At 67.8% G+C, this 16904-nt stretch carries 16 protein-coding genes and 2 pseudogenes; 6 read left to right on the forward strand and 12 right to left on the reverse strand.

The annotated features are described in order from the left end of the window. The first annotated feature begins 80 nt into the window (after window positions 1-80). A complete protein-coding gene (locus OG963_RS01865; RefSeq protein ID WP_371798228.1) occupies window positions 81-1316 on the forward strand; it encodes an MFS transporter in 1236 nt (411 codons plus the stop codon). A gap of 544 nt (window positions 1317-1860) precedes the next feature. On the opposite strand, the gene OG963_RS01870 is transcribed toward OG963_RS01865, so the two are convergent. Continuing rightward, window positions 1861-2349, reverse strand: coding sequence for a hypothetical protein (locus OG963_RS01870; RefSeq protein ID WP_371798229.1), 489 nt, complete (start codon window positions 2347-2349; stop codon window positions 1861-1863). A gap of 179 nt (window positions 2350-2528) precedes the next feature. Here OG963_RS01870 and OG963_RS01875 point away from each other — a divergent pair. From OG963_RS01875 to OG963_RS01885, 3 genes and pseudogenes are all read left to right on the forward strand, one after another. After that, window positions 2529-2663, forward strand: a pseudogene (locus tag OG963_RS01875) (hypothetical protein); the annotation flags it as partial. Window positions 2664-2924: 261 nt separating this feature from the next. Then, window positions 2925-3449: a hypothetical protein gene (locus OG963_RS01880; RefSeq protein ID WP_371800365.1), complete on the forward strand. Its 525-nt coding sequence runs from the start codon at window positions 2925-2927 to the stop codon at window positions 3447-3449. 75 nt (window positions 3450-3524) lie between these two features. Then, the gene (locus OG963_RS01885) at window positions 3525-4163 is read left to right on the forward strand and encodes an SMI1/KNR4 family protein (RefSeq protein WP_371798230.1); all 639 of its coding nucleotides are present in this window, start codon (window positions 3525-3527) and stop codon (window positions 4161-4163) included. A gap of 3 nt (window positions 4164-4166) precedes the next feature. Here the strand turns inward: OG963_RS01885 and OG963_RS01890 are convergent, their stop codons facing one another. The 3 genes from OG963_RS01890 to OG963_RS01900 all read right to left on the reverse strand — a co-directional run bounded on the left by OG963_RS01890 (window position 4167) and on the right by OG963_RS01900 (window position 7666). Further along, entirely contained in the window at window positions 4167-5405 is a 1239-nt protein-coding gene (locus OG963_RS01890; protein ID WP_371798231.1) for an IS256 family transposase, read from the reverse strand. A 1195-nt stretch (window positions 5406-6600) separates the two neighbouring features. Then, on the reverse strand, window positions 6601-6873 hold the full coding sequence (locus OG963_RS01895) for a hypothetical protein (protein WP_371798232.1): 273 nt from the start codon (window positions 6871-6873) through the stop codon (window positions 6601-6603). Window positions 6874-7480: 607 nt separating this feature from the next. After that, window positions 7481-7666, reverse strand: a complete 186-nt coding sequence (locus OG963_RS01900; protein WP_356476608.1) for a hypothetical protein — start codon at window positions 7664-7666, stop codon at window positions 7481-7483. Here OG963_RS01900 and OG963_RS01905 point away from each other — a divergent pair. Beyond that, window positions 7656-7961, forward strand: a complete 306-nt coding sequence (locus OG963_RS01905) for a hypothetical protein (RefSeq protein WP_371798233.1) — start codon at window positions 7656-7658, stop codon at window positions 7959-7961. The two genes, OG963_RS01900 and OG963_RS01905, sit on opposite strands and share 11 nt — an antisense overlap. A gap of 352 nt (window positions 7962-8313) precedes the next feature. On the opposite strand, the gene OG963_RS01910 is transcribed toward OG963_RS01905, so the two are convergent. From OG963_RS01910 to OG963_RS01940, 7 genes and pseudogenes are all read right to left on the reverse strand, one after another. Further along, window positions 8314-8742: a hypothetical protein gene (locus tag OG963_RS01910; RefSeq protein ID WP_371798234.1), complete on the reverse strand. Its 429-nt coding sequence runs from the start codon at window positions 8740-8742 to the stop codon at window positions 8314-8316. 386 nt (window positions 8743-9128) lie between these two features. After that, window positions 9129-9434, reverse strand: a complete 306-nt coding sequence (locus OG963_RS01915) for a hypothetical protein (protein WP_327419891.1) — start codon at window positions 9432-9434, stop codon at window positions 9129-9131. A gap of 273 nt (window positions 9435-9707) precedes the next feature. Beyond that, a complete protein-coding gene (locus OG963_RS01920; RefSeq protein WP_371798235.1) occupies window positions 9708-11057 on the reverse strand; it encodes an MFS transporter in 1350 nt (449 codons plus the stop codon). Next, the gene (locus OG963_RS01925) at window positions 11054-11698 is read right to left on the reverse strand and encodes an ArsR/SmtB family transcription factor (protein WP_371798236.1); all 645 of its coding nucleotides are present in this window, start codon (window positions 11696-11698) and stop codon (window positions 11054-11056) included. Before OG963_RS01925 ends, OG963_RS01920 begins: the two co-directional genes overlap by 4 nt. A gap of 176 nt (window positions 11699-11874) precedes the next feature. Next, a complete protein-coding gene (locus OG963_RS01930; RefSeq protein ID WP_371798237.1) occupies window positions 11875-12438 on the reverse strand; it encodes a hypothetical protein in 564 nt (187 codons plus the stop codon). 329 nt (window positions 12439-12767) lie between these two features. After that, the gene (locus OG963_RS01935; protein WP_371798238.1) at window positions 12768-13481 is read right to left on the reverse strand and encodes a hypothetical protein; all 714 of its coding nucleotides are present in this window, start codon (window positions 13479-13481) and stop codon (window positions 12768-12770) included. Between the two features lie 272 nt (window positions 13482-13753). Then, window positions 13754-14887, reverse strand: a pseudogene (locus OG963_RS01940) (DNA polymerase III subunit alpha); the annotation flags it as partial. A gap of 47 nt (window positions 14888-14934) precedes the next feature. Here OG963_RS01940 and OG963_RS01945 point away from each other — a divergent pair. Further along, a complete protein-coding gene (locus tag OG963_RS01945) occupies window positions 14935-16056 on the forward strand; it encodes an IS630 family transposase (RefSeq protein ID WP_371798239.1) in 1122 nt (373 codons plus the stop codon). A gap of 10 nt (window positions 16057-16066) precedes the next feature. Here OG963_RS01945 and OG963_RS01950 read toward each other — a convergent pair whose 3' ends face one another. Then, window positions 16067-16810, reverse strand: a complete 744-nt coding sequence (locus OG963_RS01950; RefSeq protein ID WP_371798240.1) for a DUF6193 family natural product biosynthesis protein — start codon at window positions 16808-16810, stop codon at window positions 16067-16069. Window positions 16811-16904 lie beyond the last annotated feature (94 nt).

Consider the following 16904-nt stretch of genomic DNA (forward strand, 5'->3'; position numbering starts at 1 on the left):
GTGCCCCCCGTGCCGGGGCGACCTTTCGCCTCCCGCCGAAACGATAGTGCTCAGCCACGTCGATCACCCAGACTCGCGCGGTGCTTCCGCTACTCCTCCACCAATCAGACTTCCGCTGGTTCTTCGTCGGGCGGCTCGTCTCGCTGCTCGGCAGCTCGATGGCACCCGTCGCTCTGGCCTTCGCCGTGCTCAACGCGTCTGGCCGCGCCGGGGACCTCGGCATCGTGCTGGCCGCGCACATGGTCCCGCTGCTCGGGTTCCTCCTCGTCGGCGGCGCCACCGCCGACCGGGTCTCCCGGCGGACCGTGCTGATCGCCGCCAATCTCGGTTCCGGCCTCACGCAGGCAATGGTCGCGGCGCTGTTCTTGTCCGGCCACTACTCGCTGCTCGCGGTCAGCGTGCTCGCATTCCTCAACGGGCTCCTCGCCGCGTTCACCACGCCGGCGTTGCGCGGCCTGGTGCCGGAGCTGGTCGAAAGGAACGACCTGCAGCGGGCGAACGCGCTGCTGGCCACGATGGCCAACGGCACCAAGGTGTTCGGGCCGAGCATCTGCGGCGTGCTGGTCGGGGCGGCCGGCAGCGGACCGGCCATCGCCTGCGACGCGCTGAGCTACCTGCTCGCAGCCGCCTGCCTGGCACGTCTGCCCGCAACCGTCGGCGCGACCGCCACCGCGGGCGCCGGCCGGCACCAGCTCTTCCGGGACCTGCGGGTGGGCTGGGCCGTGTTCCGAGGAACCGCGTGGGTCTGGCCGGTGACGCTTGCATTCTGTGTGGTCAACCTGGTGCAGACCGGCACCTGGCAGATCCTCGGCCCGCAGCTCACCGAGCAGCTCAGCGGGGAGGCCATGTGGGGTTTCGTGCTCAGCGCCCGGGGCGTCGGCATGCTGCTGATGAGCACGTTGATGTACCGGCTGACGGTCCGGTACCTGGCCCGATTCGGCCAGCTCGTCAGCGTGCTCGGCGCGCTGCCGCTGCTCGCGCTCGGCATGCGGCTGGGGGCACCGCTGCTGGTCGTTGCGGCCTTCACGGCGGGACTCGGCAGCGCGGCGGCGGCGACCGCCTGGGATACCTCGCTGCAGGAGCACATCCCCGACGGGGTCCTGTCCCGCGTCGCTGCCTACGACGACCTGCTCTCCTACATCGCCATCCCGATCGGCCAGCTGTTGATCGGACCGCTCGCGCAGCGCTTCGGCGGCTTCCACGTCGCCACCGCTGCGGCGCTGTGCTACGCGGGGGTTGTGCTGCTACCGCTCGTCTCCCCGGACCTGCGTCGGCTTCCGCATACGTCCGACTGCCGCTCGCCATCGGCGGCATAGGCGCAGACGACCCAAGACCCAGGAATTCCGGTGGCACCTCCACGCAGCACGCCCCATTCAAGTCGCAATCGACCTAGCTAGTGGCAGGGCTGTTTCGTTCTTCCCCCCGGTGCAGTCGCTCGGCAGAGGCGGACAAGAAAGCCGCCTCGCCGACGGGGGCGGCGAGGCTGCAGCCAGTTTGGCAGGACCAGGCCACCGTTGCGCCCGATTCGCCGCGCAGAGCCGAGGGGCGGCGAAGCGCGCCAGTCGGCGGCCGGACCTCGCCAGGGACACGCCAGGCAGCGCGGCTGGCGGAGGCAGTGGCCGGCCAACACCACGCCGGGGTCAGGGCTCGAGGGAGCGGACCGAGCAGCGAGGAGGGGACGGCAGCGCGAGCAGGCCGCGCTGGGCCGTCAGACAATAAAGCATCTTCCTCCGACTAACGTGGAGAAAGACACTCATGCAGTTAAGCCGTCAAGCCGTGAGGTGTTGAGCCGCTCTTTCGGATCTTGCCGATGGCCCGGCCCTGGGCCCGTCGGCTGAGGATGCCCGCCGGGCGGGTGGATCACCAGAGGCCGAAGAATCGTGTCCACCAGGTGGGCCGTGCGGCGAAGTGCTCCAGCGCGCTGAGGCCCTCGTAGTCGCTCTCCAGCAGTTCTTCGGGGACGCTCACGTAGCCCAGGTCGGCCAGCGCCCGCTCCACGGTGGCGAGGTCCCCGAGGTCCAGTGCCCCCTCCTCATGGGCCTCGTCCGTGCCGAGGAAGGCCCCCGGATTGTCAGCGCAGACCTCGGCGAGGGAGCCGAACTTGCTCACGCAGACCACGATCCGCGTCCCGCAGACCGTCGCGTCCCCGGGCACGCGGACGCGCCCGTACTCGCTGGAGTCCTGGGTGTCCCGCTCAGACTCGCACAGGACCCCGAAGTCCGCTTCGAGCCGGCGCACCAGCCCGCCCAACTTGAGGCTGGTCGCCGCGCGGTCGTAGTGCAGAGGCCGTTCCAGCCGTTCGGGGTCATCGAGTTCGCGCAGGAGCGCCAGCACTTCCATATCGCTCATCGCCATCCGCACATCCTGCCGCCCGGCGGGCTGGAGCGGAGAGACAGGGCCGTCCTAGTCACGCCGTAGCTGTCGCTGCTGCCTGGGACTCTGAGGGGAAGGCAATTGCTTCATCGAATGGGACGCGTGCCAGGAGTCACTACGGGACTGTCCTGGTCGGCGTCGAGAGTCGGCGTCCAGTGGACCTGCTGCCCGACCGGGAGGCGTCCAGCCTGGCCGCACGGCTCGCGAAACGGCCCGGAGTGGAGGTTGTATGCCGCGATCGTGCGCCGTTCTTCGCCGAAGGTGCCACGGCCGGGGCACCACAGGCGGTGCGGGTAGCGGACAGATGGCATCTTTGGCACAACCTGACCAAGGCTGCAGAGCGGTGCGTCGCAAACCACCGCGGATGTCTGCAGGTCCTGGCGCCACATCCAGCCCAGCCCGCCCCCGAGCCGGAGAAGTTCGAAGACCCGTCAGGCTCGCCCTGGCCGAGGGGACACCGCTTCGCTGACCACACCCGTGTCACGCACGCCACCGTCCACGAATTACTGGCCGCCGGGCTCAGCCGAAGGGCGATTGGCCGCCAACTCCGAATGACCTCCCGCACCGTCAAGCTCTTCGCCGACGCAGCCACCCCGGAGGACCTGTTCCACAGGCAGTGGCAAGGCCCACCATCCAAACTCGACGCCTTCAAGCCCTACCTGGACGACCGTTGGAACCACGGCTGCACGAACGCCTGGACGGTGTGGGAGGAGATTGTTCCGCTTGGCTATCAGGGCAGCTACCAGCGGGTTCGCGCCCATTTCCGGGAGAAGCGGCTCTCGCCGGGCCCCGTCGCAGCTCGGCCACCGTCACCCCGGCTCGTCGCTGGATGGATCCTCCGTCGGCCGGAGACCCTCACCGAGACGGAGCACCTTCGGCTCAAGGCCGTTCTGGTCCATTGCCCTGAACTTGACGCCCTCACAGGCCACGTCCGCTCCTTCGGTCAGATGCTCACCGAGCGCCAGGGCGAACGCCTGCCGCAGTGGCTCGAAGCCGTCCGACGAGACGACCTCCCGGCCTTCACACCTCGCCGCATGTCCGCGTACTCGTCGGAGTGCTCAAGCAGGTACGGATGAACGTGCTCAGTTCGACGTTCAGTAGCGCGGGAGCTTGGAGGATTTCGGGATCCCACGGAGTGGGACAATCTTGCCGTGTCTGAGGAGCTGTCGCGCTGGTATCGAGGCCGCCTGGTCGTGGGGCCGTTCAGGCCGTTCGAGGTCGGTGAAGTCGAAGGTCTCGAACGGGAGATCGGGCTGCCACTGCCGCCTTCCTATCGCTCGTTCCTGGAGGCGGCGGGCGGCGAGAGCCTCACGTACTCGGTCCGATTGCCAGCTTGCGACCCGGAGCCGCTCCAGAGTTTCGACGACCTCTATCAGCTCGGCCGTGACGACGATGGCGAATACGGCTGGGGCACCCTGCTGGGCGAGTACCGCCGCAGCCGTGAGGGGTGGCTCGCCCATGAGGTCTCACTGGCGGGCCTTCTCCCGATCGCCCGCAACGGCGGGAGCGACACCCTGTTCCTGGACCTGAACCCGGCCACTCATGGCCAGCTCCATGCCTTCGTGCATGGCATCCCTCACCCGGGATACCTGTCGAAGGGGGTCTTCACCAAAGTCGCTCACGACTTCGACGCCTACCTCGACAGCCTCGTCGTCGATCGGGACGTCGCGGAAGACACCTGGGCCGATGTCGTCGACAGTGATTCCACCGACCCTTGGCGGCGGACCGTCGAGGAATGGGTCACGTCCGGTGGCGTGGTGTATCGACGGCCACTCGGTGATCCTTTGTGAAAGCTAGGCGGTAAGGGCTGCTGGGTCGGTTGTCTCGGCGGTGTTTCCTTCGATCAGGTGAAGGCGGCAGCGGCCGAGGATTTCGGGTCCCATGTAGCGGCGTTGTTCGGCCCATTCGTCGCTCTGCTCGGCCAGGACGGCGCCGATCAGGCGGATGATGGCGCCTCGGTCGGGGAAGATGCCGACGACGTCGGTCCGGCGCCTGATCTCCTTGTTCAAGCGTTCCTGGGGGTTGTTGGACCAGATCTGTTTCCACACGTCGCGGGGGAAAGCGGCGAAGGCCAGGAGGTCTTCGCGGGCGGTTTCGAGATGCTCGGCGGCCTTGGGGTACTTCTCGTCCAGGCCGGCGATGGCGGCGGCCATCTGTTTGCGGACGGCGGCTGCGTCGGGCTGTTCGAAGACGGTCCGCAGCAGGGTCGCCACCCATGGTTGAGCGGATTTGGGGACCTGCGAGAGCAGGTTGCGGGCGTAGTGAGTGCGGCAGCGCTGCCAGGCGGCGCCGGGCAGGGCGGCTCCGATCGCGCCCACCAGGCCGACATGGGCGTCGGAGACGACCAGCTCCGCGCCGGTCAGGCCGCGGGTGGTCAGGGAGCGCAGGAACGCCAGCCAGCCGGCGCCGTCCTCGCTGGAGGCGACGTCGATGCCGAGGACCTCGCGTTTGCCCTCGTTGTTGACGCCGACGGCGACCAGGCAGTGGACGTTGACGACGCGGCCTCCTTCGCGGACTTTTTGGGTCAGGGCGTCGACCCATACGAAGGTGTAGGGGCCGGCGTCCAGTGTCCGGTTGCGGAACTCGGCGACCCGGGCGTCGAGGACCTTGGCCATCTCGCTGACCTGGGACTTGGACAGTTGGGTGACGCCGAGGGTGGCGGCGAGTTTCTCGACTCGGCGGGTGCTGACGCCGAGCAGGTAGCAGGTGGCGACCACGGAGATCAGGGCTTGTTCGGAGCGGCGGCGGCGCTCGAGCAGCCAGTCGGGGAAGTAGGAACCGGAGCGGATCTTGGGGATGGCCAGGTCGATGCTGCCGGCCCGGGTGTCCCACTGGCGGTGCCGGTAACCGTTGCGGGAGTTCACCCGTTCCTCACTCGGCATGCCGTAGGACGCGCCGCAAGCGGCGTCGACGTCGGCGGACATCATGGCGTCGGCGAAGGTCTTCACCATCTGCCGCAGCAGATCGGGACTCGCCGAGGCGAGGTTCTCCTCCAACAGGGCGGCAAACGGCACACTGTCCGGTGCGGTCATCGTGCTGTTCTCCTTCAAGAGCTTGGTCGTTCTCGAAGGATCAGCCGGTGGCCGTCTTACGTTCAGGCTTCTCACCCAACTACGGGATCAAACCCCCGATTTAGGTGGAAACCCGTACACCACTTCCCTGGACGCAACCGAGGAATGGCTGGACAAGGAACTGCCGGGCTGGCGTGCTGAGCCGTGGGCAGCGGCTTGAGCGCCCGGGCTGGGCGATTGATCAAGCGACGATGGTGTCGCGTTCGATGGCGGCGAGCCGAATCTTCAACTGGTAGCTCGGCCCGTTGATCGAGATCAGCCGAGCCGGGCGCCGCTACACCATCTCCCAACACCACAGGCGCGGCTCCGAAGCCCGGGCCGACCTGCCCGCACCGGTCTCCTACATGATGCGCACGCTAGGCATCGAGGACTCCCTTGAGTTCGACGCGAGCCGCTTAGCCGGCCCGGAACGGCAGCCGGGTCCCCCGAACGGGCAACCGTGCGGGGAACGGCGCGCCGCGGGCGGGCCCGGCGGCGTCAGTCGGACTCGATCCACGGCTCGAGGCGCTTGGCCGCGGCCGACAGCTCCGGAAGCCAGGACTCTGCCGTCTCCACCGAGAAGCGGGGCTCAGGCCCCGACACGGCCAGCGCCGCATTAATTTCCCCCGCGGCGCTCACGGAACCCGCATACCGGTCAGGCCCAGCGACTCGACGTCATAGGCCGAATAGCCGTGTTCGGCGGCGAACCGCATGCGCCGCAGCTGATCGGTCCGGGCCCGGCCGGACAGTGGCTTCGTTCACTTTCAGCGGCTCTGGCGCAACTTCTGTGATGCTGTCACGTTCAGTGACGGAAGGCGTTCTCCAGTCGTGCACGCCACCAACTCGCGAGCTATAGCCTCCGCCTGTGACCAACAGCCCCAGGGGGACCAAGAATCCCAAGCCCGACGAGCTACTGGTCAGTCGCTGCCCTGAAGGCGTGATCGGCGGCAGTCGCTCTGACGGCCGGGTCGGGATCGAGGAGGCGCGCCAGCGCCGCCAGCAAGGCTTCGCCAGTCCCGGACGCGGTGGCGATCGACGCCCAGTCCGTGCCGTCCAACAGGGCTTGGTACGCAGACCCGTAGGGGCGGCGGCGATCCGGGGTGAGCGGTGGCACCCCCTCGAAGGGGGTGCCGGAGCCAGGCCGGATCGCCGCCGCCCCTACGGGCGGGTGCTGGCGTCAGCTACGGGGTGAGCGGTGGCACTCCTGGTGGGCGGGGCGCCAGACGCGGGTCCACTGGCCGGGGTGCCAGCGGTGGTGCCGGTCCCGGAACGCCGGGTGCCACTGCCGTGCCCAGTGGCCCGCCACCTTCACGCAGTGGTGCGACGCCGTCGGCCGCCGGTGGTCGTGCGGAGCAGCCGACGCGGTGCCGACCGTGCCGACGACCGCACCCGCTGTCAGGGCCACCGTCGCCGCCCCCAGGGCCGCGGCCCTCTTCAACCCGTTGATCATGTTCAGACCTTTCCGTACGAACCGGGGCTGACGTCCCGGCACTGCCCGGATCGTTCGGCCGGGCACGGACTGATCCTCACCTTCCGACACCGCCAAATCGCCGCAGAACACTTCATCTCAGGAAACACAGATCAATTTCTCATTCAGCTCAAATAGTCATATATGCGCGTCGATGGTGTAGTGCCTCACCTCAGGCAGGTGGACGTCGTTTCCGCCTTGGACAGGATCGGCTGTTCCTGGGAGCCTTATCCGCCGCTGACCTTCGGTGACCAGTGCTCGCTCGTGGCGACCCCTACGGGGGGTGTCGGTAAGAACCGTGTCACCTGCCGCCAACGGCGGCGGTACTCAGTGAGGTGCGGTCGCTGGAGTAGCCGTACCCGCCGCTATGATCCGCGTCGTACCGAATGTCAGGTAGCAACTCTCCGCTTTCGTCCCCCACAGAAACCGGCCGAGCAGCGCCTGCCGCAGTCTTCTCGCTGAACGTGAAAGGCAGACATGGCCCGCCGGTTCCTTCCTGTCATAGCCGCCTGCGCGGCCGCACTCCTCGGCGCTGGCTGTAGCAGCCACGCCCGCAGCCGGCTGCAGCAGCCCCCACGGTCACGGTCACTCAGACCGTCACACCCACGCCCATGCCGACACCGACATCCACGCCTGCAGCCAGCCACGCTTCGGCCATCCCCACACCGACCGCCTCCTCGGCACCCGCGCCAGCCCCACCCCGCGCCCCGCTGGGATCGGTCACTCTGACCGAATGGCACGACGGCGACGCGACGAACAAGTGCGTGAACGTCATGACCGTCTACGAGAACCGCTCTGACACCGCGGTCATCTCCATCACCCAGAAGTTCCAGACCTCGTACACGCCCAAGCACGCCGACGGCGAGTACCCCGACGATGTGGACGGCCCGGTCAAGACGCTCACGCAGGACGCGGGCATCGCCCCATACGGGACCCGAACCCTGTACAGGCAGGTGTGCGCGCCGGACCTGGCCTCCAAGCAGAACCCAGTTCCGGCCGACGGCACCGACTCGTTCATGTCCGAGATCGGCGCTCAGCCTCGCGCCATCTCCTGGGACTGGGCGCAGTGAAGACCCCGGTTTGCGGCTGGTGACGGAGGTCTTACCGCTACCCCTACGGGGACGAACTTCACCTTCGAGATCCCCGAGGGTGAGGAACCCGTGTTGAACGTTATGGGCGTGCCTGGCGACGGACACGACTCGGCCTTGGGGCACTTCGGAACCGGTTCCGAAGTGCCCCAAGGCCGTACTCCCGCTTCAAAGCGCGTGCGCCCGCCCCCCCCACGATATGGGGGCGGGCGCACGCGCGTTCTTCACTCTGGCACGGCCCGGGGATCCTCGGGCCGGATCATGGGCCAGCCCAGAGGAGAGATCAGCCCCCTGCCGGCGGACCCGTGCGCGGCGCGCAGGCCTGCCGCGGCCGTCAGTGGTCGTTGACGAAGCTGACGGCGTACGAGCCGTTACCGCCCTCGCCCTCGTAGTTGAGGCCGATACGCATTCCCTCGTCCGGGTTGTACTTGATGCCGTCACTGGCCCGGCGGGTGGCGCAACTGCCCTTACCGCCGCTGGCCGTGACCTTGTAGCCCGAGCGGTTTTGGGTGAGGTCGTCGACGGTCACCCAGGCCGAGTGGCCGTTCGTGGACGTGTCGCACACCGAGATGATGTCCCCGTGTTCCTCCACGTAGACCCTGACACCCCTGCCGGAGTACGTGTGGTCCCAGCCGCTGCTGGGCGCTTCGACGGCGCCGGCGGACGGCGCGGTGACCGTGGTCAGCCCGGTCAGGGCGGCGGCGGTGCGGCGGCCGAGACGGGCGCGCTTGGCGACGGTGGAGAGTGTGGTGAAGTGAGACATGAGCCTTCTCTGATCGGTGGCGTGATGAAGTGATCACTCTATGAGCTGAGCGACGTCGATGTTGCACGAAGGAAGCTGGCTCTGCCTCAGCAGGCCCCGGCCCGCGAGACGGCGCGGGCCGGGGTCAGGTCCCCGAAGTGCCCCAAGACCGACCCTTGCCTTTCTGAGCAACCGGCACAGGCAACACCGGTGCTCCACCTGCGAATCCAAGGCGCCTCGTGCGGTAGCTCTCTCGACACATAAGCGGAACCATCGCTACCGCCACCCACGGTTCCATTGTTCCCCGAGGCCGCGACTGCAACGTGAAGCGCCGTCAAAGCTCGGGTTCTGGCTCAATTTTTGTGGAGCGGGCAACGTTGAGTGATGGCTGGGCCTGACCCGGCCGGTCAGTCTTCATTGCGAAGCCCCATACGCCGTCTGAGGCGGCTTCGAAGTGCCCGGTCCATGACGATGATCATGGAGTAGATGCTCCCCATCACCGGGCCGAAAATCAGCGCGACTAGCGCCGAGCCCGAGCCGGGTCCTTCGGTCCACAACAGTCCGACGAGGCTGATGGGAACAGCTACGTAGACGCCGAATCGAATGGGATGACTTGCGGCCCACTTCTGGAGACGGGTCCGAGGCAGACCGGCCCCCACTACCCGCTCAACCGCCAGGTACTTTTCCCACAACGACTGCCGCACGGTTCCCATCCGGCACAGGGTACGAGGGCGAACTCCCCGCACGTACATCAGGCTGCTCCTTGCCATCCAGGTCCAGCATCCGCTTCGAGAGACGACTTCGCGGCCGAACGTCACCGATCGCAGAAGTCGAGCCAGAGCCGGTTCTTATGGACAAAGCCACTCACCGCATGGCCGGTCCCGACAGCAATCCTTCTCGGGGGCCGCCGGAGCTGAAGATGGGGTACTGGTCAGAACCGTGTCGCCAGCCGCAAACGGCAGTGCTCAGTCCTCTGACCTGGAGGGTCAGGGTAGTTCGGCCGTGCTCGGGAAAGACGACACGGTATGCGGCTGAGATGTTAGCGCCGGGGTCGGGGATGTGGGCCCGCTGCGGTGAATCCACAGGAGGGCTCCTGCCAGCAGCACTGCGCCGCCCAGCAGCCAGGGCAGCGGGCCTGGGGGAAGGGCCCCAATGATCAAGCCGGTGAGAGCTCCCATCAGTTGCTGGGCGAGAGACTGGACGGACAGCGCGGTGGCGCGACCCGAACTGGCGACGTGGCGGTGCAGGAGGTCGTTCTCGCTCGGTCCGGCTATGCCGAGCCCGAGGTAGACCAGGCCGTAGCCGATGGCCGCGAGGACTATGGAGCCCAATGCCGTGAAGGCTGCTGTGGCCCCGAGCAGAAGCAGGCCGCTCGCGCTGGTGCCGAGGCTCACCATGACTGCTCGCTCGCCACTGCCCGCAAGCCGGGCGGCCAGCGGTGCGAGGTGGCTACCGATCCCGGAGCAGACGAATCCAGCGCAGGCCAGTGCGGCGAAGAGCACCGCCCCCGACTCCGATGCGCCGGTGAGGGTCGCGGCACGGCCTGGCGTGAGCAGTTCGATCGCGGCCAGGGCGCTGCCGGCGGCCGCTGCGGTGAGGAGTACCCGGCGGACCAGCGCGTCGCGGCCCCCAAACCGCAGTCCGCCCATGACGGTGGCCGGGATTCCTCGGAGTACCTCGCGCAGGCTGGTCCTTGGCCGGGGCGGCTCGGGCAGAGCAGTCAAGACGTACAGGACGAAGGCGATCTCAACCGCCGCGCCCAGTAGCAGCGGGACGGAAAGGGGCAGCACCAGTTCGGAAGTTGCCTTGCTCATTCGGGCGCCGAGGTCGGGGCCGAGTCCGAGCAGCCAGGGAAGGGCACCGCCGAACAGGGTGCCCGTGGCGAGCGCGGCGGATGTCGCGGAGCCGCCGCGGGCCAGTCCGGTGCGCAGGTCTGCGTCGGGTCCGGAGTGCGCGTGGACGGTGTCGACATACCAGGCTTCGGCCGGTCCGCTGGACAGGGCACGGCCCGCGCCCATCAGGGCCATGCCGAGTCCGAGCAGCCAGGGAGCAGTGCCCAGGCCTTGGAGGGTTAAGGCGGCCAGGTTCAGAAGGCCGGCTGCAGCCAGCACAACACGGCGTCCCAAGACGTCTGACAGCCCTCCGGTGGGCAGTTCCAGCGCGGCAGCGGTGAGGGAGTGCGCGGCGAAGAAGCCCGCGATGGCCACCATGGCCATGCCGCGCTCGGTGAACAGCAGGATCAGCGGAGCGATAGTCAGCCCCAGCGGCAGCCAGAACAGAACGCAGACCGTGACGTAGCGGCGGCATGCGGTACGTATGTCCAGCGACCCGGTCATGACGCGTCCTCGGCATCTGTCCCCGCCGGGGCAGAGGTGTCCGCCTCAGCGTTGGCGTCGCGCGGAGCCAGGGGCAGCCCGGCGGTGAGGAACATGACCTGCACTGCGCGCGGATCCCCCGCATCGCGGGTGGTCAGTTCCTCCAGCTTCCGGTCGAGCACCTCGCAGAGCTCGGTGAGCGACTCGGGGGTCAGGCGGGGCATCAGGTCGCCGATCCCGGACGGCTCCACCCACTCCTGGCCCAGCCGCCCGTCGGCGATGTCGGCCTCGTGCCGGGCAAGAGAAGCCTCCAGGTGCTCGATCTGAGCCCTGCGGGACAAGCTGACATGGGCTCGGCTGCCCGGCGTGGCTTGCATTGCCTTGTTGCTCCAGGAGGTCAGGGAATGCACCGCCTGCCAGCGGCGCTCCCGCCCGTCACGGTGCTCGGCCTCGGAGACGAACGCGTACTTCGCCAGCACCCGCAGGTGATAGCTGGTGGAAGCGGATGACTCCCCGGTCTTGACCCCGAGTTCACTTGCGGTGGCCGGGCCGTCCTGCCGCAGCATCCCGAGCAGCCGGATACGAAGCGGGTGCGTGAGTGCCTTCAGGGCTGCTGCGTCCTGTTCGGGATCGAGTACGCGTTTCTGCTCTTCGCTGACCATGACAGGAGGGTAGGGCGAACCAGGGAATTTCCAAAAGTATTTTTGCAGAACTTCTTTTGGCAAGTTGGCTGGTAGTCCGTGTCACCGACACCGCGCGGGCAACCGGACTGGACAAGATCACCGCCGTTTACGGCTGGTGGCAGGGTTCTTACCGGCACCCCAAGATCCCCATGGGTTCAAGGAAGCCGAAGGTCCTTCAGCTTGAACTCACGGCTCCACCGGTCTGCTTCAGGCGGTGGACCCGCGGGTTCGGTTTGAACACGAGGATGCTGTGCAAGCCGAAGAGCTTCGGCCGTGACATCGGCGTCGATCTGGGCTGGTGTTCCGTCGCCGTCGTATTCGAGGAGGTCGTACTCGTCGTCCAGATTCGCGAGTCGCTCGGCCAGAGGCAGCTCGTGCCCGAAGCGCTGGTGGATCCGGAAGGCCAGCTCGCGTGGTGTCAGCTCGCCGGCCAGCATCCGGGTGGCAATTGCTCTGGCAGCGGCTTCCTGTCCGGCAACGCTGCCCGGTGGGTGGAAGGTGAGGCCCAGTTCGTCGAGTGCCGGTGGAAGGAGGTCGGGGACCTCGTAATCCGCCTCCGCGCGTGTGCACGCGGCCAGGGTCCGCAGGGCAGGACTGTCGAGGCCGGCAACGAGTGCAGCACAGGCAGCAGTGACGACGTCGGTTGCGCAGATCTCGCCCATGCTCGAGAGAACGGCGCGGTCTTGAAGCTCGCGGGCTGATGGTTCGGTCGACGGCATCTGCCCATGATCTCGTCAGTGGGTTGAGCAGGGCGAGTGGGTTTCACTGAGATGCCTGCTCGGCTTCGCGCAGGTCGCGTACGACCGCCAGCGCCAACCCGAGCCTCCTCACCTTCAGTCTGACCGCTGATCGGTCGGACGGAGTGAGAACGCTTCGAGAATTCCGAAGGTGGGTCACAAAGCTGCAGAACACCCGAGGGAGGAAGAACCCCCTGGCCACGGACACAGGGACTCTGCGGGGCTCAGGGGAACTCACGGGATGTCGCACAGATGGGCAAACGCCCCACCGTAAGCGCGTAGACGTTGGGCGTCGGAAGAAACCCAGCGGCTCATCCAGACGCGGCTGCGGCTCCGGCGATGCCGGGCCCGTAGCGGGCTCGGGCGCGGTCGAGGGCAGCTTCGAGGTCGCGGGCTTTGTCGTCTCGGGTGTCGAGGGTGAGCTGGTGGACGGCCTGCTCGGCCGGGATCAACCGTTCGGCGCGGAGCGAGATGGCGCGGACGCGGGCGCGTTGGAGGCCGAGGAGGGCCAGGAGTTCGCGCGCGGTGGCGCCGAGGTCGGGGGTGTGAGCCGTTGATTCGGTGAGAGTCCGGGTGCGGGTGGTGCTAGTCCGGTCGGCGTAGGGGACGGTCAAAGTGATCGCCTGGGCGACGCTCCGCTCGTCGCGGAGTCGGGCGCCGAGCTGCTCGATGAGACCGAGGACGGTGCGGTGGTGCTGGTCAGGGTCGAGCTCGTCGCGGTCGAACCGGCGAGAAGCACTGATCGTTTTCGGCGCGAGAGCAGGGACGACGGAACGGTCGTCCTGGCCGTGGGCTCGGTCGTGGGTCTGGCGGGCGGCGGTGCCGAGGATCCGCTGGAGGGTGGCAAGCGGTGTATCAGCGATGTCGCCGGCGGTGGTGATCCCGTACCGGGCCAAGGACCGTGCGCTGGCGGGGCCAACACCGGGAAGCGCTACGGCCGGCTGGGGACGGAGGAACGCGGCGATCTCGTACGGGCCGTGGCCGACGATCGTGGCGGCGCCGGGCGCGGTGACGGCTGCGGCCATCGCCGCGATCATCCGGTTCGGACCGGCGCCCGCTGAACTCTGGACGCCGTGGCAGGCGATCGCCCTGAGCCTGATGACACCGACCAGCCCGGCGGCATCCTGCGCCCAGTAGCGCAGAGCACCGGTGAGGTCGACGTCGGCGGACCAGTCGGCCGGGTGAGGTTCTACCCGCGGCGTGATGCCTTCAAGGACAGCCAGGAGCTACTCGTAAAGCTCGTCGGTCGGCTCGGCGGCATGGAAGTGGATCCGCATGATCGTGCGCTGGCGGGGAGTCATCCGGCACTCCCGGGGCTGGTGTGGCCGAGTCGGGTGAGGTCGGCGGAACGGGTGCCGGCGGGCTGGAGGTCTGCGTACGGGTGCAGCTTGGCGCCAGCGGTGCCGTTCGCAAGGGTCCGGGACGGGGCGGGTTGGGCGGGTGTGGGTGCGGGGGTGGTATGGCCGAGGAGGTCGAGGACACGCTGCGGACCGAAGTCCCGGCGTGCGGCAGCGAGCTCTTCGAGGTCCCAGACCATCTTTCCGACCACCGTCCTGCGCGGGCCCCGGGCCTCCACGGTTCCGCGGACGAGGAGGAGCCCGTTGTGGAAGATCGTGTGGGCGCAGTCGTCGTGGCTGTCCTCGAAGAACGCGATGTCCACCAGCCCGAAGCCGTCTTCGAGGGTGACGAAGATGACCCGCTTTCCGGACGGGATGGGTGGTGTCTGGGTGGAGGCCCGGACACCCGCCACCAGGATTTGCTGTCCGGGATGCATCAACTTGAGGTGCTTGGCGTCGGTGGCGCCTATCTCCCGCAGCAGACGGTGATGGTGCTCCATGAGGTGCTGGGACACGTCGATCTTGAGCACGCCGAGTTCGGCGTCGAGAACTTCGCGGCTGGACATTTCCCGCAGCCCGGACGGCCCGGCCGTGACGAGGGTGTCGTCGAGCGGTAGCTGCCCAGTAGGGCGGGCGCGAGTGTGCCGGTGAAGCTCGGCCGCCTGCAGGAGAAGGTCGCGTCGGGTGAGCTCGTCCTTGAGCTGGTCGAGGGCGCCGATCTGGATGAGCCGCTCGGCGATCGGCAGGGCGGGCCGGGCCCGCTGCCAGAAATCCTGCAGGGAGTTGTAGGGCTGGCCGGTCGCGATCCGCTCGACCTGCTCCTCCGATATGCCCTTCACCGAGGAGAGCGAAAGGCGAACGCCCCAGCCCGCATCGGTCTCCTCCACGGTGTACGCGGGCCGGGAGCGGTTGATGTCGACGGGCAGCACGGGGACGTTATGGCGGCGGGCGTCGGCCACGATCACGCGCAGCGGCCACATGCCGGGGTCGTGCTCGAGCAGCCCCGCATACAGCGCGGCAGGGTGGTGCGCCTTGAGCCAGGCCGACTGCAGGGCCGGAACGGCGAACGCGACGGCGTGCGCGCGGCAGAACCCTTCTCCGAACTAGTGTCCTGCGCCAGTAGTTGATCGTTAGTTGGTATGTGACTTCTACTGCTGGTGCGTCAGTTCCTCGTCGGGGCCCGAAGCTGGAACCGTTGCTGCTGTCCGTGGAGGAGCGCGCGGAGTTGGAGCGGTTGACGCGTCGGGCGACGTCGGCCCAAGCACTGGCCTTGCGGGCGCGGATTGTGCTGGCGTGTGCGGGACCGGAGGTGCCGCCGATTGTCGCGGTCGCCCGGGATCTGCGGGTGGCCGCGGACACGGTCCGCAAGTGGCAACGGCGGTTCCTCGCCGAGCGGCTGGAGGGGCTGGTGGACGAGCCCCGGCCGGGCCGGCCGCCCACCATCAGCGTCGATCAGGTGGAAGCGGTGGTGGTCACCACGCTGGAACAGCTGCCGAAGAACGCCACCCACTGGTCGCGGACGTCGATGGCTGAGCACAGTGGTCTGTCGAAGTCGACGGTGGGCAGGATCTGGCGGCAGTTCCAGCTCAAGCCGCATCTGGCGGACACCTTCAAGCTGTCGACGGACCCGTTGTTCGTGGAGAAGGTCTACGACGTCGTGGGCCTGTACTTCAACCCGCCCGAGGGTGCGGTGGTGCTGTCGGTGGATGAGAAGTCGCAGATCCAGGCTCTGGACCGGTCTCAGCCGGTGCTGCCGATGATGCCGGGTATGCCTGAGCGGCGTACCCACGACTATGTGCGCAACGGCCTGACCACACTGTTTGCCGCGTTCGATGTCGCCACGGGGGAAGTCATCACGGCCCTGCACCGCCGGCACCGGGCCGTGGAGTTCAAGAAGTTCCTGATCCGGATCGACAAGGATGTGCCCGCTCACCTGCAGGTCCACCTGATCGTGGACAATTACGGCACCCACAAGACTCCCGCGATCAGAGCCTGGCTGGCCAAACACCCGCGGTTCGAGCTGCACTTCACCCCGACCGGCTCCTCGTGGATCAACCAGGTCGAGCGGTGGTTCGGCTACCTGGCCCACCAGATGATCCGTCGTGGCGCACACAAGAACATCCAGGCCCTGGAAGCCGATATCCGAGCATGGGTCAAGGACTGGAACGAAGACCCCAAGCCGTTCATCTGGACCAAGACCGCCGAAGAGATCCTGGACTCCCTCGCCCGCTTCTGCCGACGGATCTCTGGCGCAGGACACTAGCGGCACGCATTTAGGTGTTGCCGAGAGTGACCGACGCGAGGCCGAACGGCAGTTCGCTCACGGCCGCTGCCACCGCATCTTCTGGTGTGCTGAACTGCGCCCCGTCGTTGCCCATCATGCTCTTGGAGACTGTGTAGTGGTCGATGCTGCGGGCAGACAACATCGGTCCCACGACAGTCAGGTCCGGGCGGGTGGTGGTGGAGAAGCGCAAGGCCCAATGGCTGGTGAAGGGATAGAGCCGACGCAGCGTCGGCTCGGCGTGGGCCGCTTCGATCAAGGCTTGATAGGCGGGTCCCCACGGGTAGTCCAGCTCGCTTGCCTCAGTCCGCAGGTGTTGCCATTCGCTTGCCGTCAGGCGAGCTGGGTCGAGGTTGGGCACTTCGAAGCGGCCGCTGAGGTGCACAAACGGAGCGACTTGTTGCAGGGCGTCGAGCGGTTCCCCGTTGTGCCATGCCAGGGCGGCCGCGGCGACCACCTTTAATTGCTCCGCCCGGCCGCCGACGAGCTCCAAGCCCTGGAACGAGTCGGTCCCTCGGATCGACCACCTCCGCTCATGCACCCAGGCACTGATCAACAGCGGGTTGCGATGCGGCAGGGGGCAATCGACCGAGACGCGCGTCAGCGGCTCGGACTCCGAGCTCCGCATCGAGGCGGTTGCCAGACAGCCTTCTGACACGGCGTGCAGCGCCGCGCGGAGGCTGGCATGAGACGCAACGTCGGGATACAGGTCTGCGGGATCGGGAGGTATAGGCACGACGCTCGATTGTGCCTGACACGTCGCGCGGGCGCACGGGCCTGCTCCCTCCCAGGGGTCTTGCCGCGACCTTCCCGCGGTCAGCCGCCGTGCG

Origin of the sequence: Streptomyces sp. NBC_01707 (genome assembly GCF_041438805.1) — a bacterium.
Taxonomy (GTDB): Bacteria; Actinomycetota; Actinomycetes; order Streptomycetales; family Streptomycetaceae; genus Streptomyces.

Coding starts and splice junctions, on each gene's coding strand:
- OG963_RS01870 (WP_371798229.1), bottom strand. CDS start 2,349: ATGAGCGATATGGAAGTGCTGGCGCTCCTGCGCGAACTCGATGACCCC.
- OG963_RS01880 (WP_371800365.1), top strand. CDS start 2,925: ATGACCTCCCGCACCGTCAAGCTCTTCGCCGACGCAGCCACCCCGGAG.
- OG963_RS01890 (WP_371798231.1), bottom strand. CDS start 5,405: ATGACCGCACCGGACAGTGTGCCGTTTGCCGCCCTGTTGGAGGAGAAC.
- OG963_RS01895 (WP_371798232.1), bottom strand. CDS start 6,873: ATGATCAACGGGTTGAAGAGGGCCGCGGCCCTGGGGGCGGCGACGGTG.
- OG963_RS01900 (WP_356476608.1), bottom strand. CDS start 7,666: ATGACGTTCACGCACTTGTTCGTCGCGTCGCCGTCGTGCCATTCGGTC.
- OG963_RS01910 (WP_371798234.1), bottom strand. CDS start 8,742: ATGTCTCACTTCACCACACTCTCCACCGTCGCCAAGCGCGCCCGTCTC.
- OG963_RS01915 (WP_327419891.1), bottom strand. CDS start 9,434: ATGGGAACCGTGCGGCAGTCGTTGTGGGAAAAGTACCTGGCGGTTGAG.
- OG963_RS01920 (WP_371798235.1), bottom strand. CDS start 11,057: ATGACCGGGTCGCTGGACATACGTACCGCATGCCGCCGCTACGTCACG.
- OG963_RS01925 (WP_371798236.1), bottom strand. CDS start 11,698: ATGGTCAGCGAAGAGCAGAAACGCGTACTCGATCCCGAACAGGACGCA.
- OG963_RS01930 (WP_371798237.1), bottom strand. CDS start 12,438: ATGCCGTCGACCGAACCATCAGCCCGCGAGCTTCAAGACCGCGCCGTT.
- OG963_RS01935 (WP_371798238.1), bottom strand. CDS start 13,481: ATGGCCGCAGCCGTCACCGCGCCCGGCGCCGCCACGATCGTCGGCCAC.